The 24,136-nt window shown below is 68.7% G+C and carries 22 protein-coding genes; 17 read left to right on the top strand and 5 right to left on the bottom strand.

Annotated elements, in window-relative coordinates:
- Window positions 1-4: 4 nt before the first annotated feature.
- On the bottom strand, window positions 5-1,879 hold the full coding sequence (locus tag ACFVTD_RS00615; RefSeq protein WP_387556653.1) for a Na+/H+ antiporter: 1,875 nt from the start codon (window positions 1,877-1,879) through the stop codon (window positions 5-7).
- A 51-nt stretch (window positions 1,880-1,930) separates the two neighbouring features.
- Here ACFVTD_RS00615 and ACFVTD_RS00610 point away from each other — a divergent pair, with 51 nt between their 5' ends.
- The 5 genes from ACFVTD_RS00610 to ACFVTD_RS00590 all read left to right on the top strand — a co-directional run bounded on the left by ACFVTD_RS00610 (window position 1,931) and on the right by ACFVTD_RS00590 (window position 7,303).
- Window positions 1,931-2,725, top strand: coding sequence for an ABC transporter ATP-binding protein (locus ACFVTD_RS00610; protein ID WP_387556651.1), 795 nt, complete (start codon window positions 1,931-1,933; stop codon window positions 2,723-2,725).
- Complete coding sequence (locus ACFVTD_RS00605; RefSeq protein ID WP_387556649.1) at window positions 2,707-4,278, top strand: transporter; 1,572 nt, start codon at window positions 2,707-2,709, stop codon at window positions 4,276-4,278. The genes ACFVTD_RS00610 and ACFVTD_RS00605 overlap by 19 nt, the downstream gene beginning before the upstream one ends.
- Window positions 4,279-4,299: 21 nt before the next feature.
- A complete protein-coding gene (gene nagB / locus ACFVTD_RS00600; protein WP_387556647.1) occupies window positions 4,300-5,079 on the top strand; it encodes a glucosamine-6-phosphate deaminase in 780 nt (259 codons plus the stop codon).
- Between the two features lie 107 nt (window positions 5,080-5,186).
- A complete protein-coding gene (locus ACFVTD_RS00595; RefSeq protein ID WP_110541018.1) occupies window positions 5,187-5,525 on the top strand; it encodes a DUF3039 domain-containing protein in 339 nt (112 codons plus the stop codon).
- Entirely contained in the window at window positions 5,525-7,303 is a 1,779-nt protein-coding gene (locus ACFVTD_RS00590; RefSeq protein ID WP_387556645.1) for a DEAD/DEAH box helicase, read from the top strand. Before ACFVTD_RS00595 ends, ACFVTD_RS00590 begins: the two co-directional genes overlap by 1 nt.
- An 18-nt stretch (window positions 7,304-7,321) precedes the next feature.
- On the opposite strand, the gene ACFVTD_RS00585 is transcribed toward ACFVTD_RS00590, so the two are convergent.
- Both ACFVTD_RS00585 and ACFVTD_RS00580 read right to left on the bottom strand, forming a co-directional pair.
- A complete protein-coding gene (locus ACFVTD_RS00585; protein WP_387556643.1) occupies window positions 7,322-7,954 on the bottom strand; it encodes an isochorismatase family protein in 633 nt (210 codons plus the stop codon).
- Complete coding sequence (locus ACFVTD_RS00580) at window positions 7,954-9,282, bottom strand: nicotinate phosphoribosyltransferase (RefSeq protein WP_387556641.1); 1,329 nt, start codon at window positions 9,280-9,282, stop codon at window positions 7,954-7,956. Before ACFVTD_RS00580 ends, ACFVTD_RS00585 begins: the two co-directional genes overlap by 1 nt.
- A gap of 38 nt (window positions 9,283-9,320) precedes the next feature.
- Here ACFVTD_RS00580 and clpS point away from each other — a divergent pair, with 38 nt between their 5' ends.
- From clpS to rdgB, 6 genes are all read left to right on the top strand, one after another.
- The gene (gene clpS / locus ACFVTD_RS00575) at window positions 9,321-9,704 is read left to right on the top strand and encodes an ATP-dependent Clp protease adapter ClpS (RefSeq protein ID WP_387556639.1); all 384 of its coding nucleotides are present in this window, start codon (window positions 9,321-9,323) and stop codon (window positions 9,702-9,704) included.
- Window positions 9,697-10,263, top strand: a complete 567-nt coding sequence (locus tag ACFVTD_RS00570; RefSeq protein WP_387556637.1) for a DUF2017 domain-containing protein — start codon at window positions 9,697-9,699, stop codon at window positions 10,261-10,263. The genes clpS and ACFVTD_RS00570 overlap by 8 nt, the downstream gene beginning before the upstream one ends.
- A 104-nt stretch (window positions 10,264-10,367) precedes the next feature.
- Window positions 10,368-11,396, top strand: coding sequence for a glutamate racemase (gene murI, locus ACFVTD_RS00565; protein ID WP_387556635.1), 1,029 nt, complete (start codon window positions 10,368-10,370; stop codon window positions 11,394-11,396).
- On the top strand, window positions 11,393-12,190 hold the full coding sequence (locus tag ACFVTD_RS00560) for an MBL fold metallo-hydrolase (RefSeq protein ID WP_387556633.1): 798 nt from the start codon (window positions 11,393-11,395) through the stop codon (window positions 12,188-12,190). Before murI ends, ACFVTD_RS00560 begins: the two co-directional genes overlap by 4 nt.
- A 55-nt stretch (window positions 12,191-12,245) precedes the next feature.
- Window positions 12,246-13,004, top strand: coding sequence for a ribonuclease PH (gene rph / locus ACFVTD_RS00555; RefSeq protein WP_141181812.1), 759 nt, complete (start codon window positions 12,246-12,248; stop codon window positions 13,002-13,004).
- Window positions 13,001-13,648: an RdgB/HAM1 family non-canonical purine NTP pyrophosphatase gene (gene rdgB, locus ACFVTD_RS00550; protein WP_387556631.1), complete on the top strand. Its 648-nt coding sequence runs from the start codon at window positions 13,001-13,003 to the stop codon at window positions 13,646-13,648. The genes rph and rdgB overlap by 4 nt, the downstream gene beginning before the upstream one ends.
- Before the next feature lie 78 nt (window positions 13,649-13,726).
- Here rdgB and ACFVTD_RS00545 read toward each other — a convergent pair whose 3' ends face one another.
- Window positions 13,727-14,521, bottom strand: coding sequence for a DedA family protein (locus ACFVTD_RS00545; RefSeq protein WP_387556629.1), 795 nt, complete (start codon window positions 14,519-14,521; stop codon window positions 13,727-13,729).
- An 82-nt stretch (window positions 14,522-14,603) separates the two neighbouring features.
- Here ACFVTD_RS00545 and ACFVTD_RS00540 point away from each other — a divergent pair, with 82 nt between their 5' ends.
- Window positions 14,604-15,653, top strand: a complete 1,050-nt coding sequence (locus ACFVTD_RS00540) for an exonuclease domain-containing protein (protein WP_387556627.1) — start codon at window positions 14,604-14,606, stop codon at window positions 15,651-15,653.
- Window positions 15,654-15,730: 77 nt separating this feature from the next.
- The gene (locus ACFVTD_RS00535) at window positions 15,731-16,210 is read left to right on the top strand and encodes a DUF4395 domain-containing protein (RefSeq protein WP_387556625.1); all 480 of its coding nucleotides are present in this window, start codon (window positions 15,731-15,733) and stop codon (window positions 16,208-16,210) included.
- Here the strand turns inward: ACFVTD_RS00535 and ACFVTD_RS00530 are convergent.
- The gene (locus tag ACFVTD_RS00530) at window positions 16,191-17,276 is read right to left on the bottom strand and encodes an ADP-ribosylglycohydrolase family protein (RefSeq protein WP_387556624.1); all 1,086 of its coding nucleotides are present in this window, start codon (window positions 17,274-17,276) and stop codon (window positions 16,191-16,193) included. The two genes, ACFVTD_RS00535 and ACFVTD_RS00530, sit on opposite strands and share 20 nt — an antisense overlap.
- 204 nt (window positions 17,277-17,480) lie before the next feature.
- On the opposite strand from ACFVTD_RS00530, the gene ACFVTD_RS00525 reads away from it, so the two are divergent.
- The 4 genes from ACFVTD_RS00525 to ACFVTD_RS00510 all read left to right on the top strand — a co-directional run bounded on the left by ACFVTD_RS00525 (window position 17,481) and on the right by ACFVTD_RS00510 (window position 24,133).
- Window positions 17,481-18,401, top strand: a complete 921-nt coding sequence (locus tag ACFVTD_RS00525; protein WP_387556623.1) for an MIP/aquaporin family protein — start codon at window positions 17,481-17,483, stop codon at window positions 18,399-18,401.
- A gap of 56 nt (window positions 18,402-18,457) precedes the next feature.
- Window positions 18,458-19,636: an exonuclease SbcCD subunit D gene (locus ACFVTD_RS00520; RefSeq protein WP_387556621.1), complete on the top strand. Its 1,179-nt coding sequence runs from the start codon at window positions 18,458-18,460 to the stop codon at window positions 19,634-19,636.
- Window positions 19,633-22,716 (top strand): AAA family ATPase, encoded by a 3,084-nt coding sequence (locus ACFVTD_RS00515; protein WP_387556619.1) that lies wholly within the window; start codon window positions 19,633-19,635, stop codon window positions 22,714-22,716. The genes ACFVTD_RS00520 and ACFVTD_RS00515 overlap by 4 nt, the downstream gene beginning before the upstream one ends.
- Before the next feature lie 94 nt (window positions 22,717-22,810).
- On the top strand, window positions 22,811-24,133 hold the full coding sequence (locus ACFVTD_RS00510) for an MFS transporter (RefSeq protein WP_387556617.1): 1,323 nt from the start codon (window positions 22,811-22,813) through the stop codon (window positions 24,131-24,133).
- Window positions 24,134-24,136 lie beyond the last annotated feature (3 nt).

Below are 24,136 nucleotides of genomic sequence, written 5' to 3'. Positions count from 1 at the left end.
CGTGTCAGCCCAGCAGGTCATCGACGTAGCACCAGCGCCATTCTTCGCCGGGTTCGATGCTGCGCATGACCGGATGGCCGGTTTCCTTGAAATGGCGGCTTGCGTGCCGTCCCGCGGAGGAATCGCAGCAGCCGACGTGGCCGCAGGCAAGGCACATCCGCAGGTGCACCGGTGTGGTGCCCTCCCGTTCGCAGCCTGCGCAGGCCGGGTTGTCGGGAACCGGTGAGGGCATCGCCGCGGTCAGGTGGTCGCAGACGCCGCCCGGCTGGGACAGCCCCTCGCCGCCCCCGCCGGCGGCTGTGTCCAGTTCATGGAGGGATGCGTCGAGCATGGATTCCTCAACGTCCAGCCGTTCCAGGACTTCGCTGAGGACCTCGTGGGCAAAGTCCCCGCCGCGCCGGAGCTCCAGTACCTTGTCCCGTTCGGCTTCCAGCATGGCCATCCGCAGCTGGGCGTAGCGCTGGCTGGGGGTCGCCGCCTCTGCCGCCGGCCGGCCCAGGCGCTCCCAGGCGGCCAGCCCGCGCTCCTGGGTCCGCCGCCGCAGCATGTCCATCACTTCGGGCGGATCGCTGTCGCGCCGGAGCTGCTCCAGCCGCTCCATTCCCGCAGCGGTGGCCAGCTGCATGAGCGAAGCCTGGTTCAGCGCATCCTCGCGCCTGTCCGGCCCCGGCACCCCCAGCGCCCGCACCAGGGCCGGCAGCGTAAAGCCCTGCAGCACCAGGGTGCCGCCAACTACCACCATGGCGGCCAGCACCAGCACATTCCGGTGTTCCAGGTCACCGGGCAGCGTCAGGACGGCGGCAAGGGTCACCACCCCGCGCATGCCGGCCCAGGACACGATGGCGGGAAACTGCCAGGGCGGCGCGGGGTCCTTCCGCTGCACGGACGGAATCAGGCGCGGGAGGTACGTCGAGGGAAAGACCCAGAGCGGGCGCAGAACCAGCACGGCCAGCAGGATCACCGCGCAGCCAAGCCACACCCTGCCGGCCCCCAGCGAGTCGTCCTGGACGCTGTCGATGATGGTCCGCACCTGCAGGCCAATCAACAGGAACACGGAGTTCTCCAGCAGGAACTGCACGGTGTCCCAGTTGCTGCGGGCGCTTTGCCGCGCGGCGCCGTTGGGCATGGACGGCGCCTTGGTGCCCATCACCAGTCCGGTGACGACGACGGCGAGCACGCCCGATGCATGGATGGCCTCGGCCGGAAGGAAGGCAACGAAGGGGGCCATCAGCGACGTTGAGGTGTTGATGGCCACGTTGCTGATCCGTTTCCGGATTTCGGTCAGGATGTAGGCGGCAGCAAGGCCCACCACCAGCCCGCCGCCGGCCGCCAGCACGAAACCGCCGGCCACATCCAGCGCGGACACGGAACCGGCGATGGCAGCCACGGCAGCCCGCAGGCACACCAGCGCTGTTGCGTCATTGACCAGCGATTCGCCCTCAAGGATATTGACGATCCTCCTGGGCATGCCCACCCGCCGGGCGATTGCGGTGGCCGCCACGGCGTCCGGGGGAGCCACCACCGCGCCCAGTGCGATGGCGGCGGCCGGCGGGATTTCCGGGAACAGCCACCACACCACCGCTCCGACCCCGAGGGTGCCGAAGATGACGTAGCCCACGGACAGGAGCCCGATGGAGCGCCGGTTCGATGTGAAGTCAAAAAGCGACGTCCGGAACGCGGCGGCATAGAGCAGCGGAGGCAGCAGGCCAACCAGGACCAATTCGGGATTGAGCTCCACTGGCGGAATGAACGGCAGGAACGAACCCGCCACCCCGGCCAGGGCCAAAAGCAGGGGAACCGGGAGGTTGAGCTTCCGGCCCACCGCGCTGCCGGCACACACCACCGCAACGATCACCAGCAGGCCCAACGCGATGTCCATGACGTTAGTCTCCCACCCCCGCAGCGTCGGTCCGCGGACTAGGCTGGCACCATGACTGCTCCGATCCCTGAACAGCCGCCGGCTTCCGGCCCCGTGCCGGCCCTTTCCATCCGCGGGCTGGCCAAGCGGTTCGGCGGGAAGATCGCGGTGGACGGCATCAGCTTGGACGTCCCGGCCGGTTCGTTCTTTGGCATCGTGGGACCCAACGGCGCGGGCAAGACCACAACTCTGTCCATGGCCACCGGCCTGCTGCGGCCGGACTTCGGGACCGCCGTGGTGCACGGTGTCGACGTCTGGCAGCACCCCCTTGAAGCCAAGCGGCTCATGGGCATCCTGCCCGACGGCGTCCGGCTCTTCGACCGGCTGACGGGCGAGCAACTGATCACCTATGCCGGCCTGCTCCGCGGCATGGACAAGGCCGTCGTGGCAGCGCGAGTTGGGGAACTGCTGGCCGCCATGGACCTCAGCCAGGATGCGGGCACGCTGGTGGTGGACTACTCGGCGGGCATGACGAAGAAGATTGCCCTGGCCTCCGCACTCATCCACGCCCCGCGGCTCCTGGTCCTGGACGAGCCCTTCGAAGCGGTCGACCCCGTATCTGCGGCGAACATCCGTTCCATCCTGGACCGGTACGTGGACTCCGGCGGGACGGTCATCGTGTCCAGCCACGTGATGGACCTGGTCCAGCGGATGTGCGACCACGTCGCGGTGGTGGCCAAAGGCCAGCTGCTGGCCGCGGGCACCGTGGACGACGTGCGCGCCGGCGCCTCGCTCGAGGACCGCTTCGTCCAGCTGGTCGGCGGCCACAGCCAAACGGAAGGGCTGGAATGGTTGCGCACCTTCTAAGGCTCAAGCTCACGCTGCTCCGGAACGGACTGCGCCGCAGCCCCTGGCAGCTGGTGGGCATGGCCGTCGCCGGACTCTACGCGCTGGGGGTGGTGGCGACGCTGGTCATGGCCCTGGTCCTGCTGCGCGCCGCCGGGCCGGTCACAGCACACACCGCGGTGGTCCTGGGCGGCTCCGCCGCCATCCTGGGCTGGGCAGTGGTCCCGGTGGTGGCGTCGGCCACGGACATGACCCTCGATCCGGCCCGCTTCACCACCTTTGCCATCCCCATGAAGCAGATGCTCGCCGGGCTGGCGCTTGGCGGCCTGATTGGCATCCCCGGCCTGGCCACCACGCTGGTGTCCCTGGCCACCGTGGTGACCTGGTCACGCGGCCCGCTTCCGGCGCTCGCAGCACTCGCGGGCGCGTGCCTGGGCGTCATGACGTGCGTCGTGCTGGCCAAGGTGGTCACCACGGCAACAGCGAGCCTTGCCGCGTCCAGGCGCTTCAAGGACATCAGCGCCCTCGCGTTCATGGTGCCGCTGGTCCTGCTGGGTCCCATCGTGGCGGGGGTTGGCCGCGGCATCTCAGGGTCCACGGGGTTCCTGCCGGACTTCGCCCGGGCCCTGTCCTGGACGCCGCTGGGGGCGCCATGGTCGCTGGCTGGCGATATCGCGTCGGGCCGGCCCGCCGAGGCCGCGGTGAAGCTGGTGATTTCGATGGTTGTCCTCGCGGCCCTGGCCTGGTGCTGGAAACTGCTGCTCGGCCGGGCGCTGGTCACGCCGCCCTACGCCGGCGCCGGGAAGCGGAGGGGCGGCAGGCTGGGCCTGTTCGGCGTGCTGCCCGCCACCCCTGCCGGTGCCATCATGGCAAGGTCGCTGACCTACTGGTTCCGCGACCCCCGGTACTCGGGCTCCCTGGTGGTCATCCCACTGCTTCCGGTAGTGCTGGCGTTCCAGGGGGCGCAGACCGGCAGCTACGGCAGCCTGGCGTTCCTTGCCCCGGTGTCCGCCTTCATCCTGGCCTGGTCCATCTCCGCCGATGTCTCCTATGACAACACCGCCTTCGCGCTGCACCTGGCCACCGGCGTCCGGGGAGTGGCGGACCGGCTGGGCCGGGCACTGGCGTGCATGACCTTCGCGCTGCCGGTGGTGCTGGTGTTCTCGGTGGGGTATGCCGCCTTTGCCCGCAACTGGGCGGTGCTGCCCGGCCAGCTGGGGTTCAGCCTAGGGATCCTCTTCACCGGCCTGGGGCTGTCCTCGGTGGTGTCGGCCCGGTACACGGTCACCGTCCCGTTGCCGGGGGACAGCCCATTCAAGAAGCCCCCGGGCAATGTGGGGCAGACCTTGGCCGTGCAGTTCGTGGGAATGCTGGTCCTGATGGTCCTGGTCCTGCCGGAGGCGGCGTTGCTGGTGGCCCAGGCGGTCACGGGTAACATCCTGTTCGGCTGGCTCAACCTGGCGGTGGGAACCGTCCTGGGCCTGGTCCTTTTCCTGTCCGGCGTCCGGCTTGGCGGCAGGTGGCTTGATGCCCGCGGGCCTGAGCTCCTGGCGCAGGTCACCGTCAACCGCTGACAGTTCCAGGAAGGGAACAGCATGGAAGTCGTAATCCTCGGCGGCAGCCGGCAAGTTGGAAGGCTCGCCGCCGACGCCGTCGAACAGCTCGTCCGCCGCAAGCCGGACGCGGTCCTGGGCTTGGCCACGGGTTCCTCGCCGCTGCCGGTGTACGACGAACTGGCGGCCCGGCACGGGCAGGGACTCGATTTCAGCCAGGCATCGGCATTCGCGCTGGATGAATACGTTGGCCTCCCCGCCGGCCATCCGGCCTCCTACAGCGAGGTGGTCCGCCGGGAGTTCACCAACCGCGTGAACATCGCGCCGGAGAACGTCCACGTGCCCGACGGAACAGCCGCGGACATCCCCGCTGCCTGCACCGCCTACGAAGAGGCCATCACGGCTGCCGGCGGCATTGACCTGCAGTTGCTGGGCGTGGGTACCGACGGCCATATCGGCTTCAACGAACCGTGCTCCTCCTTCGCGTCACGGACCCGGATCAAGAGCCTGATCGAACAGACACGCCGGGACAACGCCAGGTTCTTCGACAACCTGGGTGGCGTGCCGCACCACGTCATTACCCAGGGACTGGGCACCATCATGGCGGCGCGCCACGTGATCCTCCTCGCCACGGGCGCCCAGAAGGCCCAGGCCGTCCGCGACTTCGTGGAGGGGCCGGTGGCCGCCATCTGTCCCGCTTCGGTGCTGCAATTCCACCCGCACGCCACCATCCTGCTGGACGAAGCAGCAGCCTCGGCCCTGAAACTCGCTGATTTCTACCGCCATACGTATGAAAACAAGCCGACCTGGCAGGGGCTGTAGCGCGGCTGCGGGACACCGGCAGGCTGCAAAAAAGGACGACGGCGGCCGGTTCCGGACCCCGGCGCGGGCGTGCCGCCGTCGAACGCCGGGCCGCCGGAAAGGCTAAGATGGATGCCATGACTAGCATGACGGACCCTCTCGAAAACGACCCGATGCGCGAGCTTTCCGGGGCTGGAACGTCCACGGCCACCATTGAGCGCGAGGAACTGCGCCAGGAGGTGGAACCGGGCGACCGGGAGCGCTTTGCCCACTATGTGCGCAAGGAAAAGATCATGGAGTCCGCGATGACCGGGGAACCCGTCATTGCCCTGTGCGGCAAGGTCTGGACGCCTGGCCGGGATCCGCAGAAATTCCCGGTGTGCCCCGAGTGCAAGGAAGTCTATGAAGGCCTCCGGCCGGGCAACGACGGCGGGAAGGGTCCGGGGGACTCGGGCAACAACAAGTAGTGACGGAGACGCTCTTCGGCGGCCCCACCCTGCCTCCGGCCTACCCGGAACGTGCAGCCTGGGGAACCGCCCCGAAACTCCGTGCCTGGCAGCAGGAAGCCCTTGACCTCTACCTGAAGAACAGCCCGCGCGACTTCCTCGCCGTGGCAACCCCGGGTGCAGGTAAGACCACGTTCGCGCTGCGCATCGCCTCCACCCTGATTGATTCCGGTGCCGTCAACCGGGTGACCATCGTCGCCCCGACTGACCACCTGAAACGCCAGTGGGCGGATGCGGCCGCCAAAGTAGGGATCGCCATCGACCCCAATTTCAAGAACTCCGACGGCCAGCACGGCCGCGGCTTCATCGGCGTTGCCGTCACCTACGCACAGGTGGCCAGCAAACCCCTGCTGCACCGGGCCAAGACCGAGGCCGCCCGAACCCTGGTGATCCTGGATGAGATCCACCACGGCGGCGAGGCGCTGTCCTGGGGCGACGGCCTGCGCGAGGCGTTCGACCCCGCGGTGCGCCGGCTGTCCCTGACCGGTACGCCGTTCCGTTCGGATACTTCGCCCATCCCGTTCGTGGAGTACGCGGAGGACCGGGACGGCATCCGGCGCTCCAAGGCCGACTACACCTACGGCTACGGCAACGCCCTCCGGGACCACGTGGTGCGTCCGGTGATGTTCATGGCCTACTCCGGCCAGATGCGCTGGCGTACCAGCGCCGGTGAGGAAATGGCCGCCTCCCTGGGTGAGGCCGCCGTGACCAAGGACATCACCAGCCACGCGTGGCGGACCGCCTTGAACCCGGCGGGGGAGTGGATTCCCGCTGTCCTGGCCGGTGCGGACAAGCGGCTCAGCGAAGTCCGGCGCACCGTGCCGGACGCCGGCGGCCTGGTCATCGCCACCGATCACGAGGACGCCCGGGCCTACGCCGGGCAGCTGAAGAGGATCACCGGCGAATCGCCCACCGTCATCCTGTCCGACGACGCCAAGGCATCCAGCAAGATCGAGGACTTCTCGGCCGGCGACAAGCGCTGGATGGTTGCGGTCCGCATGGTGTCCGAAGGCGTCGACGTGCCGCGGCTGTCCGTGGGTGTCTATGCTACCTCAACATCCACGCCGCTGTTCTTTGCCCAGGCTGTGGGACGTTTCGTGCGCGCCCGCAAAAGGGGCGAAACGGCGTCGGTCTTCCTGCCATCCGTGCCGCAGCTGATGGCGCTGGCCAACTCCATGGAGATGGAACGGGACCACGCGCTGGACCGGCCCGAGAAGGAAGACGGAGACGGCCTCTTCAACCCCGAGGACTCGCTGATGGCCGAGGCCAACCGCGAGGACAAAGCCTCGGACAGCCTGACCAAGGGCAAGTTCGAGGCACTGGACTCCCAGGCGTCCTTTGACCGCGTGTTGTTCGACGGCGGCGAGTTTGGCACCGGTGGTGAAGTGGGGTCCGACGACGAGCTGGACTTCCTGGGGATTCCGGGCCTTCTGGACGCCGAACAGGTGGGGACGCTGCTGCGCCAGCGCCAGCACGAGCAGCTGAACCGGAAGAACCGGAGGACACCCGCGGCCGAGCCTGCAGCGCCCGCCGTCCCCGACCACCGGATGCTGATGGACCTGCGCAACGAACTGGCCAAGAATGTGGCCGCCTGGTCTGCCCGGACCGGGACCCCGCACGGGGTGGTGCACACCAAGCTCCGCACTGTCTGCGGCGGACCTCCGGTGGCCCAGGCCAACGAGGAGCAGCTGAAGTCCCGGCTGCGCAAGCTCCAGGACTGGTTCGTGGGCCGCAAGTAGCGGCCCAGCGGCAGGGAATCAGGCGATGTCCGCCCCGCCGAGCTCCATTTCTGCGACGGCGTCCTCCAGGTCCTCGGCGATGCCGGCGGTCAACGACCGCACCACGGTGACGCCGTAGCCGGCCTGGACCGCGTCCAGGGCGGTGGCCTTCACGCAGTAGTCGGTGGCGATGCCAACCACCACCACGTCCTCCACGTCGTGGCTCTGCAGCCAGTCGTCAAGGCCGATGGCGTCCTCATCAGTTTCCAGTGCTGCCGCGGCGCCGGGCAGGCCGCCTGCCTGGCGCTCGCCGGTGGGAACTGCGTCCTCCGGCGCCAGCAGGCCCTCGAAGCCCGAGTAGGCTGCGGCGAACTGGCCCTTCCGGAAGTAGGCGTCCACGTATTCGGTGTCCAGGTCCGGGTGGAGGTCGGCGCCCCGGGTGCCTGCCACGCAGTGCCGGGGCCAGCTGTCCCGGTAGTCGGGCGTCTCGGAAAAGTGGCTGCCCGGATCGATGTGCCAGTCCTGGGTGGCCACCACGTGGTCGAATTCGGTGTGATGGGCGTCCAGGTACTCGCTGATCGCACCGGCGACCGCGGCACCGCCGGGGACAGCGAGCGAGCCCCCTTCGCAGAAATCGTTCTGCACGTCCACGATGATCAGCGCGCGGGACATCAGTTCTCCTCGTAGATGGTGGGAATCGCGGGCTCGCCGCGCTGCAGGCGGTTGACCACCGGCGGCAGCTCCGCCATGGTATCTGCGTGCCGCTGCCGTGCGCGCAGCACGCCTTCGTGGCCGGTCCACCCCGGGAGCAGTTCGCCGTTCTTCATAAACTGCTGCAGGAGCGGACGGTCGTTGCCGTCATCCTCCGGCCGGTGACCCACGCCCACTACCTCCGAGGTGGCGCGGCCGCGTTCGTCCAGCTTCCGGAGGGCATATTTGCGGCCGCCCACGCTGGCTTTATTCTTGGCCGCCTTGGCCACGGAGACGAAGTTGCCCTCGTCGTCGGCGCGGCTGACCAGCTTGTAGACCATGCTGGCGGTGGGGGCGCCCGAGCCGGTGACCAGCGACGTGCCCACCCCGTAGGAGTCCACGGGAGCGGACTGGAGGGCTGCGATGGCGTATTCGTCCAGGTCCGAGGTCACCACGATCTTGGTGTGCTCGTTGCCGAGGTCGTCCAGGAGCCGGCGAACCCACTGGGCCTGGGCCACCAGGTCGCCTGAGTCCAGCCGGACGCCGCCCAGGCCGGGCCCTGCCAGCTCGACGGCTGTACGGACGGCCTTCTCGACGTCGTACGTATCCACCAGGAGGGACGTGCCCGCGCCCAGCGAGGCCAGCTGGGCTTCGAAGGCCTCCCGTTCGGTATCGTGCAGCAGCGTGAAGGAGTGTGCGGCGGTGCCCACCGTCTTCACGCCATACCGGATGCCCGCCTCCAGGTTGGAGGTGCTGTCGAAACCGGCAATGATCGCCGCGCGCGCCGAGGCGGTGGCCGCTTCCTCGTGCGTGCGCCGGGAGCCCATCTCGATGCAGGGCCGGCCGCCCGCGGCGGTGACCATCCGGGAGGCGGCGGAGGCGATGGCCGTGTCGTGGTTGAGCACTGACAGCAGGTAGGTCTCCAGCATGCAGGCTTCGGCGAACGAGGCCTCCACCACCAGGATGGGGGAGTTGGGGAAGTACGCGTCCCCCTCGGCGTAGCCCCAGATATCGCCGGAGAACCTGTAGTTGGCAAGGTAATCCAGGGTCTCCGGGTTGACTACGTTGGTGCGTTCCAGGAACTCCAGTTCCGCCTCCCCGAAACGGAAATTAGCGATCCCTTCGAGCAGGCGCCCGGTGCCGGCCACGATGCCGTAGCGCCGGCCGTCCGGCAGGCGCCGCGCAAACGCCTCGAACACGGACCTGCGGTGGGCCGCCCCGGAATGGAGGGACGCCTGCAGCATGGTCAGCTCGTAGTGGTCGGTATAGAAGGACGTGCGGGGATGGTGCCAGCCGGCTGAGGTGCTCACGAAAATCACTCTATCGGGCGTCCCCATAGAATGGACAGATGACCATAAGCGTTGCGCCCGGCCCTGATACACAGGAGGGCATCCGGACCGGCACAGCAGAGTCCACCGACTCCCTGACCGCGCCGGACATTCCCTGGAACCTGGTGATCTGGAACGATCCTGTCAATCTGATGAGCTATGTCAGCTACGTCTTCCAAAGCTACTTCGGCTATTCGGAAAGCAAAGCCAATAAACTCATGATGGAGGTCCACAAAAAGGGCCGGTCCATCGTTGCCTCCGGCAGCAAGGAACAGGTGGAGCGCCACGCCGTCGCCATGCACGCGTTTGGGCTCTGGGCCACCGTGGAAAAAGCCAGCGGTGGAACGGGTGGCAAGTCCGGCAGGTCCGGCGGTCCGGGCCAGGGTAAGGGGAAACGTGGCTAAGGCATTCAAATACGGACTCAAGGGCATCACGGGGTTCCTGGAACCGGCCGAACGGGACCTGCTGCGCAGCCTCATCGACGACGTGATTTCCATGCTCCAGCCGGAGGACCGTTCCGGGCAGGACCCGCTGGCAGCCCTCATTGGCCTGGACATGGACGTGGCTGAGCCCACCGACCGTGCGGTCAAGCGGCTGCTGCCCAATGTGGCGAAGGACGACGGCGCCGCGTCCCTTGAGTTCCGGCAGCTCACCGAGCGTTCACTGCGGGAAACGAAGATCGGTGCGCTGCGTGCGGCGGCGCTGGACCTGGACAAAGACGAGATCGTGCTGACGCCCGAAGGGGCAAGGCACTGGTCCATGGCGCTGAACGACGTCCGCCTGGTGCTGGCGGAGCGGCTGGACATCAGGGACGAGGCCGACGCCGAGCATGTCCACCGCATGCAGGACTGGTCCCAGGCCGAGGACGTGGAGAGCTACCTGGCGCTGGTGTACAACTTCACCACCTGGCTGCAGGAATCCCTGGTCCAGGCCATGCTGCAGTCCATGGAATCCCACCGGTGAGCCACGGCGGCCCGGGGGAGGCCGTCCCTGTGACACAGCAGACACGAGTCGCTGGACACAAGATGATGACTGACGCTTCCGCGACCACCTATCCTCGAATAACCATGACAACAGCCTCGAGCGCGGAACCGTCGGCGGAAATACAGCCCGCGGCCGCAAGCGACGTGCCGGCCGCCGCCCCGGAAGCCCGGCCCATCGGTGTCTTCGACTCCGGTGTTGGCGGACTCACGGTGGCCCGCTCCATCATCGACCAGCTCCCCAACGAGTCCATCCTTTACGTGGGGGACACCGCCCATGGCCCCTACGGGCCGCTGCCCATCGCAGAGGTGCGTGCCAATGCCCTCGGCGTGATGGACGAACTTGTGGACTCCGGAGTCAAGCTGCTCACCATCGCCTGCAACTCGGCGTCGGCCGCTGTCCTGCGCGATGCCCGCGAGCGGTACACGGCCAAGTACGGCATCCCGGTCATCGAGGTGATCCAGCCCGCGGTCCGGCGCGCTGTTGCCGCCACCCGCACGGGAAAGGTCGGCGTGATCGGAACATCCGCGACCATTGGCTCGCGCGCCTACGATGACACTTTTGCCGCGGCTCCGGATTTGCAGATCACTTCCGCGGCCTGTCCCGAATTCGTCAGCTATGTGGAGGCGGGCATCACCACCGGCCCGGCCCTGCTTGAAGTTGCGGAGGAATACCTCGCGCCGCTGAAGGCCGCCGGGGTGGACACCGTGGTGCTGGGCTGCACCCACTACCCGCTGCTGACGGGCGTCATCTCCTACGTCATGGGCGCGGATGTCACCCTGGTCTCCAGCGCCGAGGAAACCGCCAAGGACGTATACCGTGCCCTGGCCACCCACAGCCTGCAGCGCACCGGGGAGGTTCCGCCCGAGCACCACTTCGTGGCCACCGGTGACGCGGGGCAGTTCGAGGCGCTGGCCCGCCGGTTCCTGGGCCCGGAAGTGCTCTCGGTCCGGCACGTGGACCACGTGGCAGCGCAGTACCCCACGGGGAGCCTGGCGCGGATTACTCCTGAGATGATCGCCGCCGCGCAAAGCGCACGCAGCCGCCCCAGGATCTCGAACTTCGTGGGCGGCGGGCTGGCCGGGGCGCGCCACGGTGGAGGGTCCGCCCAGTGAAGCTGACCATCGTGGGATGCACGGGCTCATTCCCCGGACCCGGCTCCCCGGCGTCGTGCTACCTCCTGACTGCCACCGACGGCAAGCGGACCTGGAAGGTGGTGATGGACCTCGGCAGCGGAGCCCTGGGAGCCATCCAGCGGTACACCGACCTGGAGGACATCGACGCGATCTTCCTCACCCACCTGCATCCTGACCACTGCATGGACCTGTGCGGGCTGCATGTTGCCATCCGCTGGAAGCCCGGTGGCTGGGGCCGTGGCCGGATCCCCGTCTGGGGCCCCGCTGCCACGGCAGACCGGATGGCCACCGCCTACGGCCTGCCCCTGGATCCCGGCATGCACGAAGAGTTCGACTTCACCAACTGGACAGAACGCGAACCCGTAACCGTGGGGCCGTTCACCATCACCCCGTTCGCCGTGAACCACCCCATCGAAGAGGCCTACGCGCTCCGCGTCGAAGTGGTGGAGCCCGGCAAGGACGGCGCTCCTGTGTCCCGTGTCCTGACCTATTCCGGTGATACCGATTCCTGTGCCGGGCTCGAGGAAGCCGCCAAGGACGCGGACCTGTTCCTGTGCGAGGCAGCCTTCGAAGAGGGCCGGGACGACGGCATCAACGACGTCCACCTCACGGGCAAGCGGGCCGGGGAAGCGGCGGCCGCCGCGGGTGCACGGCGCCTCCTGCTGACCCATATTCCGGTGTGGACCTCCCAGACCACCGTGATGGCCGAAGCCCGGCCGGTGTTCCCGGGCGACGTGGCAGTTGCCGTAGCGGGCGTGCACTACACCATTTAGCGGCGCCGGATCGCGGGCGACTGCCTGCCGCGCAGGCACTCGATAAGCTAAAGGCATGACATCTGAAGCAACAGCAGTGCCCGTAGTGCGTGCCGACGGCCGTGCCCCCGACCAGCTCCGGCCCATCAGCATCACCCGCGGATGGTCCAACCAGGCTGAAGGATCGGCACTGATCGAGTTCGGCAACACCAGGGTGCTGTGCACGGCATCGCTGACCGCCGGGGTGCCGCGCTGGCTCAAGGGCGAGGGCCGCGGCTGGGTCACGGCCGAGTACGCCATGCTGCCACGCGCCACCAACACCCGTTCGGACCGGGAATCCGTGAAGGGGAAGATCGGCGGCCGCACGCACGAGATTTCACGCCTGATCGGGCGTTCGCTGCGCTCCATCATCGACACCAAGGCCCTGGGCGAGAACACCATCGTGCTGGACTGCGACGTCCTACAGGCCGACGGCGGCACCCGCACCGCTGCGATCACCGGTGCCTACGTGGCGCTGGCCGACGCCATCCGGTTCGCCCGCGACACCAAGCTCATCGCCAAGAACGCCCAGCCGCTCATTGACACAATTGCAGCGGTGTCCGTGGGCATCATCGACGGCGTCCCCATGCTGGACCTGCCCTACGTGGAGGACGTCCGGGCGGAGACCGACATGAACGTGGTGGTCACCGGTTCCGGCAAGTTCGTTGAGGTGCAGGGAACGGCTGAGGGCGCCCCGTTCGACCGGGATGAGCTGAACCAGCTCCTGGACCTGGCCCTCCTGGGCACGGCCCAGCTGGCTGCCATCCAGCGCGAGACCCTGGCGGACACCCTGTGAGCGGTGCGGCTCCACGGCTGGTGCTGGCAACGCACAACAAAGGCAAGCTTCGCGAACTCCGCGAACTGCTGCGCGGACAGGTTCCGGGGCTCGACGTCGATACCCAGGTGGTGGACGCCGCCGCGGCAGGTGCCCCGGACGTCGTCGAGACCGGCGTGACGTTCGCCGAAAACTCCCTGCTGAAGGCGCGCGCGGTGGCCGGCGCCACCGGACTCGTGGCCATCGCCGACGACTCCGGGCTGGCCGTGGACGTCATGGGCGGGGCCCCCGGCATCTTCTCTGCCCGCTGGGCGGGACGCCACGGTGACGACGCCGCCAACCTCGAACTGCTGCTGAACCAGCTGTCCGACGTTCCCGACGAACACCGCGGTGCCGCGTTCGTGTGCGCCGCCGCCCTGGCCATGCCCGCGGACGCGGAGGGCCCCGGGCACGAGGTGGTGGAATACGGACAGCTGGAAGGCATCCTCCTCCGCGAACCGCGCGGCGCCGGTGGTTTTGGCTACGACCCCGTCCTGCAGCCCGCGGGCCACGACCGCAGCTGCGCCGAACTGTCCGCCGAGGAGAAGAACGCCATCAGCCACCGCGGCAAAGCGTTCCGGGCGCTGCTGCCGTCCATTGTGGCGGCACTCGAAGCGGCAGGCTAAAGGCTGGGCTGTCCCGGAAAAAAGGTGCGCACCCCTGCGGGTGCGCACCTTTTTGCTTTGATGGGTAGGGGAGGGCCGCTACTCCGGCCGCTGGCCGTGGATATTGCGGGGAGTCTTCTGCTCTTCTTCCGGTTCGTGCTCCTCGATGAATTCATCGACGGCGTCGGTGCCGTAGGCCGCCGCCTGGCGCCGCGCGGACATCCCGCGCAGCAGTTCGATGCCGATGGGAATCACCGAGACGAGCACGATGGCGATGAAGATGATGTCCAGGTTGTCGCGGACCCAGGGGACCTTGTCTCCCAGCAGGTAGCCGAGCAGCGTCACCCCGCCGCCCCACAGGGCCGCACCGATGACGTTGTAGATGAAGAACTTCTTGCGGCTCATCTGTGCCACGCCCACGATGACCGGAACAAAGGTCCGGATGATCGGCACGAAACGGGCCAGGATCAGGGCCTTGCCGCCGTGCTTTTCAAAGAACGCGTGGGCATTCTCCACGTTTTCGCGCTTGAAGAGCCGCGAGTTGGGCTTGTTGAAGATCGCGGGGCCGGCCTTGGACCCGATGAGGTAGCCGGTCTGGTTGCCAACGATGGCCGAGACCACGATCAGCAGGGCCAGGAACCAGATGTTGAACTTGATGGTGTCCGTGGCCACCAGCAGGCCGGCGGTGAACAGCATGGAATCGCCCGGCAGGAAGAAACCCACCAGCAGGCCGGTTTCGGCGAAGACGATCCCGCACACCAGCAGCACCACCCAGGGGGCCAGCGCAGGATCGGCCAGGAAGACCTGGGGGTTCAGCCAGTCGGGCAGGAACGACGCCATTTTCGGCTGGACCGGTCCCGCACCGCCCAGCATGGACACAGCGAGCTCATTCATCACAGGGAAGTTCACCTTTCAAGGGTACTTGACGGGCCTGCGCTCCCCGGGGGTGGAGGTCCGCGGCGGTAAGGTAGGGGCCGTGGGTTTGGACTTTACGGCGATCGACTTCGAAACGGCCAACGGCTTCCGGGGCTCCCCTTGCTCCGTAGGACTGACGAAGGTGAGGGGCGGCAGGATCGTCGCCGAAGCCTCCTGGCTGATGCGGCCACCGGCGGGATACGACACCTTCGACCACCACAACGTCAGGATCCACGGCATCACACCGGCTGATGTCGCCGGCTCGCCACGCTTCGGCGAGCTGTTTCCCGAAATAGGGGCATTCATCGGCGATGACGTGCTGGTGGCGCACAACGCGGCCTTCGACCTGGGCGTGATCCGCTCGGCGCTGGAAGTTTCCGGCCTGCCGGGCCCGGCCTACGACTACGTCTGCACCGTCATGCTGTCCCGGCGCTGCTACTCGCTCGTGTCCAACTCCCTCCCGTTTGCCGCAGAGGAAGCCGGTGTCCCGCTGGTCAACCACCACGACGCCGCGGAAGACGCCCGTGCCTGCGCGGGCATCCTCATCGACATCGCCGCCCGCAACGGTGCCAACAGCATCGCCGAGCTTTACCTTTCCCTGGGGCTGGCCATGCCGCGGCAGGAGGCCTTCGACCCCGCCGGCGGCGACCTGACAAAGGCCAGCCTCACTGCGCTGGCAGGCAACTCCGGCAACGGTGCCGCCCTGGTCCGGCGGTTCCAGTCCGGCTGGCCGGAGGAAGGACTGAACCCGGAGCCCAACGTGGACGCCGAGCCCGGGCACCCGCTGTACGCCCAGACGGTGGTGTTCACCGGGCAGCTCTCCATCAACCGTCCGGACGCCAAACTTCGGTCGGCCAGGTGCGGTGCGCGGACCGAGAGCCGGGTCACCGCCCGGACCACCGTGCTGGTGGTGGGGGACGGGTTCGTGGCCTCGGACCTGCGTTCGGGCAGGCTGACGGGAAAGGCCCGCCGAGTCCTGGAGCTGCACGAGCGCGGCCAGGCCATTGAAGTGCTGTCCGAAGGCGAGTTCCTGCAGATGGTGGGCGGTCCCGAAGAGAACCACGAACTCCCTGTGGGAGCCGGGGCAGCAAGGGCCGGGGCCGGCGCCTGATCCGTCCTGCGGCGGTCCGCGGTCATCCGGCGCAACAAAGCTTGGCTGCTCCGGCGGCTGCCTCCTACCCTTGCGGGATGGCCTCCCTGTTCGAATTTCCCAACCCCGTCAATGAGTACGCAGCCCGGACCACGGCAGCGCTCGTGGTGCTGCTCGCCATTGTCACCGCTGTGGCCAATTCAGGCTGGGGGCTGGCTGCGATCGCCGCCGGATTCTGGCTGCGGCTGCTCTTCGGCCCGCGGATTTCACCCCTGGCATTGCTCTCGGTCAAGGTGATCACCCCGCGGCTGGGGAAGGTGAAGCTGGTTTCCGGGCCGCCGAAGCGATTCGCCCAGGGAATCGGTGCGGCAGTGTCCACCGGTGCCCTGCTCCTCTTCGCGGCCGGCGCAGCGCCCGCAGCCTGGACGCTCCTGGGTATCCTGGTGATAGCTGCCTCGCTGGAAGCCTTCGCGGGATTCTGCCTGGGCTGCACCATCTTCGGGTTCCTGCAGCGCCGCGGCGTGATCCCGGAGGATGTCTGCGAGGCCTGCAACAACATCAGCCTTCGCCGGTCGTAACCTTCACCAGCTGATCCGCCATTCCGCGGATGACCTCCGCCGCTTCCAGGGCTTCCAGCCAGCGGGCGGGCAGGCAGGCCTCCCCGTAGAGGGCGCCCAGGATGTTTCCAGCCAGTGCCCCCGTGGTATCGCTGGCCCCGCTGTGGTTCACGGCCACCAGCATGGCGTCGCGGAAATGCGCAACGGGCTGCGCCTCTGCTTCGCCGGCCCGCGCAGTAGCAATGACTGCATAAAGCGCGACGGCGAGGGCTTCTTCGGCTGTCCGGCCGCCGCCAAGCGCCTGGAGCAGTTCCTCGGGGCCCGCAACCGCTTCTTCCGCGAGCCGGAGGGCGGCCTCCAGCCGTTCCGGCAGCTCCGGGACCACATCCGGGAGGGCGGCCGCGTGCGCGCTGACCCCGGCGGCGGCCTCCCGCAGCCCTTCCCCGGACACCAGCCGGTGGATCAGGAGACTGAAGATGCCGGCACTCTGCCGTGCGGCGGGGTGTCCGTGCGTCAGGGCGGCGGCGTCGGCGCTGAGCTTATACACGGCGTCGGGCGTGATGTGCGGTACCAGCCCGAACGGTGCCGAACGCATCACGGTACCGGTGCCCTTGGCCTCGGGGTTCACCGGGCGCATGGCGGTTCCCATCTCACCCGTGGCCAGTCCGCTGAGGCATTCCTTGTCGGGCCGCCTGCGCTGCCTGAGCACCTCATTGCCGTCGATCCAGCGCGGCTGGGGTGCCGGTGCGGACGGCCCTGCATCCCAACCCTGGGTGGCAAGCCAGCGCAGGTAGGCCAGCCACAGGCAGGCGTTCACGTCCGCACCCACGCCCGAGTTGGCCCACTCGAGCGCCTCCACCAGTCCGTCCACGGTGTACAGGGTCAGCTGCGTGTCATCAGAGAAGCGGCCGGGGCCCTCCAGGTCCTCGAACCCGGTCAGGCCCTGCGCCCCGAACCGCTCCCGTATTCCGGCAATGGAATCCGACTGCACGGCGTACCCCAGCGCATCGCCCAAGGCCCCGCCCAGCAGGGAACCATGGATGCGGGACGGGAGGGTGGGTGCGGGGATACCGGGGTCAAAGCTCATGGGGTAAATTTACCGTCCTGGCCACGTGGTCCGGCGCTCCACGCGGGGGCGCCCCAGCACCGCGGACAGCTGCTGTCCAGCAAACGCACAGCCTCGGCTGGGATACTGCTCGGGTTGCCCGGCGCCGGCACCGATGCCCGGCCGCAGCACCGGTACCACTACGACAGCCGGAACTCCCCGACCCCCACAAGCAAAGGTCCCACCATGAGCACCCCCGTCCCAGCCCGCGACGCACTGCAGCCCGGTGGCACGGCTGCCGGACCTTCCGGCCTGCTGCCCCGGCTGGCGGCCGAGGCGTTTGGCAGCCTTTTCCTGGCGGTGGCCGGCCTGGGCGTGCCCCTGTTCAGCATTCCGCAGTCCAGCCCCGTCCCGTCCGCCCTGGCGGCAGGCCTTGCCATCACCGCGGCCATGCTGGCCTTCGGGCAGATCTCCGGCGGCCACTTCAACCCCGCCATCACCCTGGGGCACCTCCTGGCGGGACGGATCCGGGCCGGGGCAGCCGCCGCCTACGCGGCCGCCCAGATCGTTGGTGCCCTGGTGGGCGCCCTGGCCCTGTTCGGAATCCTGCGCACGCTGCCCAGCATCCCGGACAGCCGCACGGCTTTCGATACCGTGGCCGCGGGCTTCGGTGAGCACTCCATCATCCAGGCGCCGCTTGCGGCCGTTGTCCTCCTCGAATTGCTCGGCGCTGCCATCATCGTGGCAGTCTTCCTTGGCGCGGCAGGCCGTGAAGGCGGCAGCCGCACCGTGGCCCCCGTCGCCGTCGGACTGTCATTTGCCGCCCTGCTGCAGGTAGGCCAGTCAGTGGGCAACCTCCCGTTCAACCCCGCCCGTGCGGTTGCTTCCGCCGTCTTCAGCTCCGGCTGGGCCGTGGAGCAGCTGTGGGTCTTCCTGGTGGCACCGCTGGCCGGCGGGGCCATTGCCGGACTGGTCTTCCGGATCACCGCGGTGGCCCAGTCCCCGGCTCCCGTCGAGCCCGAAGAAGTTCCCGGCGAAGACGACGACGAGGAGGACGCCGGCGCCGAGGACGCCCCGGTGAATGAAGGACTCCCCGCCGCGGCCGGCCGCCACGGGAAGCCTGGCGTCAGCGAGGCCCAGGAGTTCTTCGACGGAAAAAGGTCCTGAGCGCCCTTTGCCGCGGCGTTTTCTGCACTGTCAGTGGCTGCCGATAACTTAGGACCATGCGGTTACTTCACACCTCGGACTGGCACCTGGGCCGTTCCTTCCACGGCGTTGGCATGCTCGACGCCCAGCGCTCCTTCGTGGACCAGTTGGTGGCGGCGGTTGAGCGGGAACGCGTAGACATCGTCCTAATCGCGGGCGACGTCTACGACCGCGCGCTTCCCGGCGTGGACGTGGTGCACCTGCTCGACGACGCTTTAGTCCGGCTCACCGCCGCAGGCGCGCAGGTGGTCCTCACGAGCGGCAACCACGATTCCGCCATCCGCCTGGGGTTCGCGTCCCGCCTGCTGGAACGCGGGGGAGTGCACCTCCGCACCAGGGTGGAGGACCTCGACCAGCCGCTGCTGATCCCGCTCGGAACGGACGCTGCAGGGAAGGACGCCACCTTGGCCCTTTACGGCATCCCGTGGCTCGAACCCAGGATGGTCGCCGACCAGCTGGGCGTGGACACAGCAAGCCACTTCGAGGTCACCCGCGCCGCAACAGCCCTGGTCCGGGCGGACATTGCCCGGCGGGCCGCTTCCGCCACCGTCCACTCCGTAGTCCTGGCGCACACCTTCGCCAGCGGCGGAATCAGTTCTGACAGCGAACGCGACCTCAGCATCGGCGGCGTCGGAGCTGTTCCCCTGGACCTGTTCGACGGTTTCAGCTACACGGCGCTGGGCCACCTGCACGGCCGGCAGAAGCTGTCCGAATCCGTCAGGTACTCCGGCTCCCCACTGGCCTATTCCTTCTCCGAGGCCGCGCAGCAAAAAGGTGCCTGGCTGGTGGACGTAGGTCCGGACGGCGTGGCTTCGGTAGCGGAAGTCCTCTGGGAGGCTCCGCGTCCATTGGCCGTACTGCGCGGACCGCTGGAGGAACTGCTGGCGGATCCGGGCCATGCCTGGGCGGAAACAGCCTATTGCCAGGTCACCCTGACCGATGCCCAGCGTCCCGCCCGCGCCATGGAACGGCTGCGCGCCAGGTTTCCGGATACCCTGGTCCTGGCCTTCGACCCACAGGGCGCCACTGCCCCCGCCGAGGCAAGCTACAGCAGCCGGCTCGCGGGCGCACCGGATGACCTGGCCGTCTGCTGCGGGTTCCTGGACCACGTGCGGGGACGGGGCGCGGACCCCGCCGAAAGGGCTGCGCTCGCGGAAGCGCTGGAAAACGTCAGGCTTTCGGAGGTGTCGCGGTGAGGATCCACAAGCTGCGGATTTCCGCGTTCGGACCCTTCGCCGGGACCGAGGACATCGACTTTGACCGCCTGAGCTCGCACGGACTGTTCCTGCTGAACGGGCCCACCGGTGCCGGCAAGACCAGCGTGCTGGATGCCATCTGCTTTGCGCTGTACGGCTCCGTCCCCGGTGCCCGGCAGGACGGGAAGCGGTTGCGCAGCGACCATGCGGAGCCTGGACAGGAGCCCGCCGTAACGTGTGAGTTTTCCGCGCAGGGCCGCCGCTTCGAGGTGACGCGTTCACCGTCCTGGGAGAAGCCGAGCGCCCGCGGGAAGAACGGCTTTACGGTCCAGCAGGCCAAGACGCTGCTCCGGGAGCGGGTGGGCGGGGCCTGGGTGGAGAAGTCCGCCCGCAATGATGAAGCGGGCGCGGAAATCATGGCACTGCTGGGCATGGACCGTGAACAGTTCACCCGGGTGGTGATGCTGCCGCAGGGTGATTTCGCTGCTTTCCTGCGCTCAAAGGCTGCTGACCGGCTGGACCTGCTGCAGAAGCTCTTCGGCACCCAGCGGTTCGAAGCCCTGGAGCAGGAACTGTCCCGGCAGGCGGCCGCCGCGAGGGAGGACGTGGCGGTCCTGTCCGGACAACTCGCCGTCCTCGCCTCGCGCGCCGAAACCGAGGCCGCCCCGCTGGACCTTCCCGGGGAGGACGCGCCGCCAACGGACGATATTCCCCGCCGCCTTGCGTGGCTGCAGGCTGCTGCCGCCCTGCGCCGGGACGAGCTCGCGGGACAGGCGGCCGCCGCTGAGGAAGCCAACCAGGGCCGGCGCACGGAGGTGGAAACGGAGGCCGCCCGCCACGAACGGCACCGGAAACTCGCCGCGGCTGCCGCCCGGAGGAAGGCCGTCGAAGATGGGGCCGCCGTGCAGGAAGAGCTTTCTTCGCAGCTGGCGAGGCACAGGCAGGCAGAAGTCCTCCAGGGACAGCTGCAGGCTGTTGACGCTGCTGCCGGTAAAGTCCGTGGCGCCGCCGCTGCCGCCGAATCGGCCATGACGCTGCTGCGCCTCGCCGCTGCGGACGGCGGCGAGTTGTCCCAGCTCGGCGCCGGAACATCAGGGGACCCGCAGCCGGACCTGGGCCTCAACGTTGGCGCGGGCAGCCTGCCGGGGGCCGTGGAGGAACTCGGCCGGCTGCGTTCGCTGCTGGCCGTCGTCGAGGCGCGGCTGCCTGACGAGGACAGGCTCCAGGAGCTGCGCAAGCGGCACCATGACCTGACAGGCCGGCTGGGTGGGCTGGAGCTCGCCGCGGAGGCGCTGGGCCAGCGCGCCGAGCACCTGGTGGCGGAACGGGACCGGCTCCTGGAGGGCCTGGGCCAGCTGGAAGCCCGCGCTGCGGAAGCATCTTTGCGGCGCAAAGAGGCGGCCGCTGCGGCGGAGCTGCTGGATGTGGTCAGGCGGAACGCGGAAGCCGCCACGCGCAGGGATCTCGCCAGGAGCCGCCATAACGACTCCCGGGAAACCCTCCTGGAGGCTAAGCGCCGCTGGCTGGACCTGCGGGAAGAGCGGCTGGCGAACGCCGCATCCGAACTGGCTGCGGGGCTGGTTGCCGGAGAACCGTGCCCTGTCTGCGGAAGCGGGGAACATCCGGGCCCGGCAGATGCGGGAACCGGAGGGCCGTCCCTGGCCCAGGACGAGGAACAGGCCCACGGCGTGTACGAGGCCGCGGAGGCGGCCCATGCCGGGGTCGCCGCTGACCTGGCCGAGGCGGAGCAGGCAGTGGCTGTCCTGGCCGGCCAAGGCGGGACGACGCCGGTGGATGATGCACGCTCGGGTGCAGCTGATGCACTCGCTGCGGCAGTCGAGGCCGAGCAGGCGGCGGAGCAGCTGCAGGACAGGCGGCAGCGGCTGGAGGCCGTGGATGACAACCTGGGCCAGGCCCGGGCCACGCTGTCCGAAACGGAAGCCGGGATGTCCCAGGCCACCGCTGGCCTTGCCGACCTGGCTGAACAGGTTGCCGTACTGGACGCGGCGCTTTCAGGGTTGCGGGGCAGCCACCGAAGCCTGGGCAGCCGTCTGCGGGAACTTGACGATGCAGTGGCGGTCCTGGACAAAGCAGTCGAAGCGCAGGTGCGCCTGGATGGTGCGCGGCTGCAGGCTGCTGAAGCCCAGGATGCCCTGGAACAGGCGCTGCCCGGTGCCGGATTTGCCTCTGCTGAAGATGTCCGAAGCCAGCTCCTTAATGCGGCTGACCTGGCAGTACTTGAGGCTGCCATCCGTGCCGCCCAGGACGAAGCAGCCCGCGTGGCCGGGCTGTTCGAGTCTGACGACATCGTGCTCGCCCAGGAGGAAGCATCGGCCGGCTTTGTCGCGGACGGGGAACGGCTGGCCTCGCTGCGCCTGGACGCTGCGGCTGCCCGGAACCAGGCGCGGGAGGCCGATCTTGCTGCCGGCCTGGCCGCCCGCTGCCTGGAATCGTTGAAGGCCATCGCCGCGGACTATGAAGCTCTGGCAGGTTCGTCACGCGAGCCCGCGGAGCGGGCCCGGATGCTTGCCGGGTTGGCCGACGCCGCAGCCGGCCGGGGCGAGAACACGTACCGCATGAGCCTGAACAGTTATGTCCTGGCCGCGCGGCTGGAACAGGTGGCCCTCGCCGCGTCCGAACGCCTCGTGGCCATGAGCGACGGCCGGTACCTGCTCCAGCACACAGACGCCAAAGCCGCCCGCGGAGCAAAGTCGGGGCTCGGCCTGGAAGTGGTGGACCAGTGGACGGGCTTCCGGCGGGACACCTCCACGCTGTCCGGAGGTGAGTCCTTCATGGCCTCGCTCTCGCTGGCCCTGGGCCTTGCGGATGTGGTCCAGCAGGAATCCGGCGGCGTGGAAATCGAAACCCTGTTCGTTGACGAGGGCTTCGGCAGCCTGGACGACCAATCCCTGGAGCAGGTCATGGATGCCCTGGAAGGACTTCGCGACGGCGGGAGGGTGGTGGGACTGGTCAGCCACGTGGCCGAGATGAAGCAACGGATCAGCTCCCAGCTGCAGGTGGTCAAGAACCGGAACGGCTCCACGCTGCGGATCTCCGAAAGCCTGGACGCCCTTCTCTGACCGTCCACTGAACGGGGCCGATATACTTCTCTGTGTTACCGGGTTGCGCGCATCGGGAGGAGGGACGATGCGCACGTACTGAACGAGCCCAGAAGTGACACCACACACCACCCCTTCACCCACCGATACCGTCCCCGTCCAGGCCTCCCCACGCCAGGAAAGCCAGGAAGCCCCGGCGGCGCCCCAGCGCGGACGCTTTTCACGCCTTCCGCACCTTGCCGGTGCAGGTTTCCTGCCGTTGGGCCTCTTTGCCCGGCTACCCCTGGCCATGCTGGCCATGGGCACCCTGACCCTCGTCACTTCGGCCAGCGGCTCCTTTGCCGCCGGGGGCGCGGCTGCCGGCGCTGTGGGCATCGGCTCCGCCCTGGGTGCACCGGTGCTGGGATCCCTTGCAGACCGGAAGGGACAGCGGCCGATCCTTTTGCTGGCGGCCGTGCTCAATACAGTGGCCGTGCTGGCCCTGGTCTTTGCCGCCGGCACCGCTGCGGTCCTGGACGGGTTCGCGCCGCCGGTCCTGGCAGCCGCCTTCGCGGCCGGTGCCACCTGCCCCCAGGTGGGGCCCCTGGCCCGGGTCCGGTGGATGGCGCTCACTGCCACTGTGGGAGGTTCAGGGGCTTCGCCCCAAGCCGCCCGCGACCTTGACACGGCGCTGTCCTACGAGAGCACCGCGGACGAGGTGACCTTTGTCCTTGGACCGGCGCTGGTGGGAATCCTGGCCAGCCTCGTGGCGCCCTGGCTTCCGCTGGTCCTGGCGGCAGCCATGACCATCACATTGGTGCCCGCCTTCGCCGTGCATCCAACCCACCGTGCCGTGCCGGCCCGCCGGAGCCCGGCAGGCGGCAAGCACATGCCGGCCGCGAAGCTGCCGTGGGCTGTGGCGCTGCCCGTCCTCGCCATGGCCTGCATGGGCACATTCTTTGGCTCCACCCAGGCCGCGTTGAGCGCCTTCTCTGCCGGGCTTGCCGGACCGGAGATCGCGGGCCTGCTGTACGCCGTCATGGGAGTCAGTTCCGCCGCGGCGGCCCTGTCGGTTGCCTACTGGCCGCGCCGGGCAGGCCTGGCGTTCCGCTGGGTGTCCTGCGCCGTCCTGATGGCGGGACTGGCTGTCCTGCTGCTGGTACCGTCGTCGCTGCCCATGATGGCGTTGGTCCTGCTGGTCCTCGGCCTCCCAGTGGGGCCGGTCATGGTCACCGTCTTCGCCGTGGGCGGGAAGGTGGCGCCGGCCGGCAGGCTTGGCACGGTAATGACCGCCCTGGCCAGCGGCATTGTTGCCGGGACCGCGGTCGGCTCCGCAGTGGGCGGACAGTTGGCCCAACTCCACGGGGCCGCCGGAGCGTTCGTTGTCCCGCTGTGCGCGGCAGTGGCGCTGGCCCTGCTCGGCGCGGGAACCGCCGTCGTCCTTCGCCGGCGGACCTGACCC

The organism is Pseudarthrobacter sp. NPDC058119, from assembly GCF_042884655.1.
In the GTDB taxonomy this organism is placed as follows: domain Bacteria; phylum Actinomycetota; class Actinomycetes; order Actinomycetales; family Micrococcaceae; genus Arthrobacter.
Note: the sequence above shows the minus strand (reverse complement) of the source record. Positions and strands in the feature narration are given on the sequence as shown.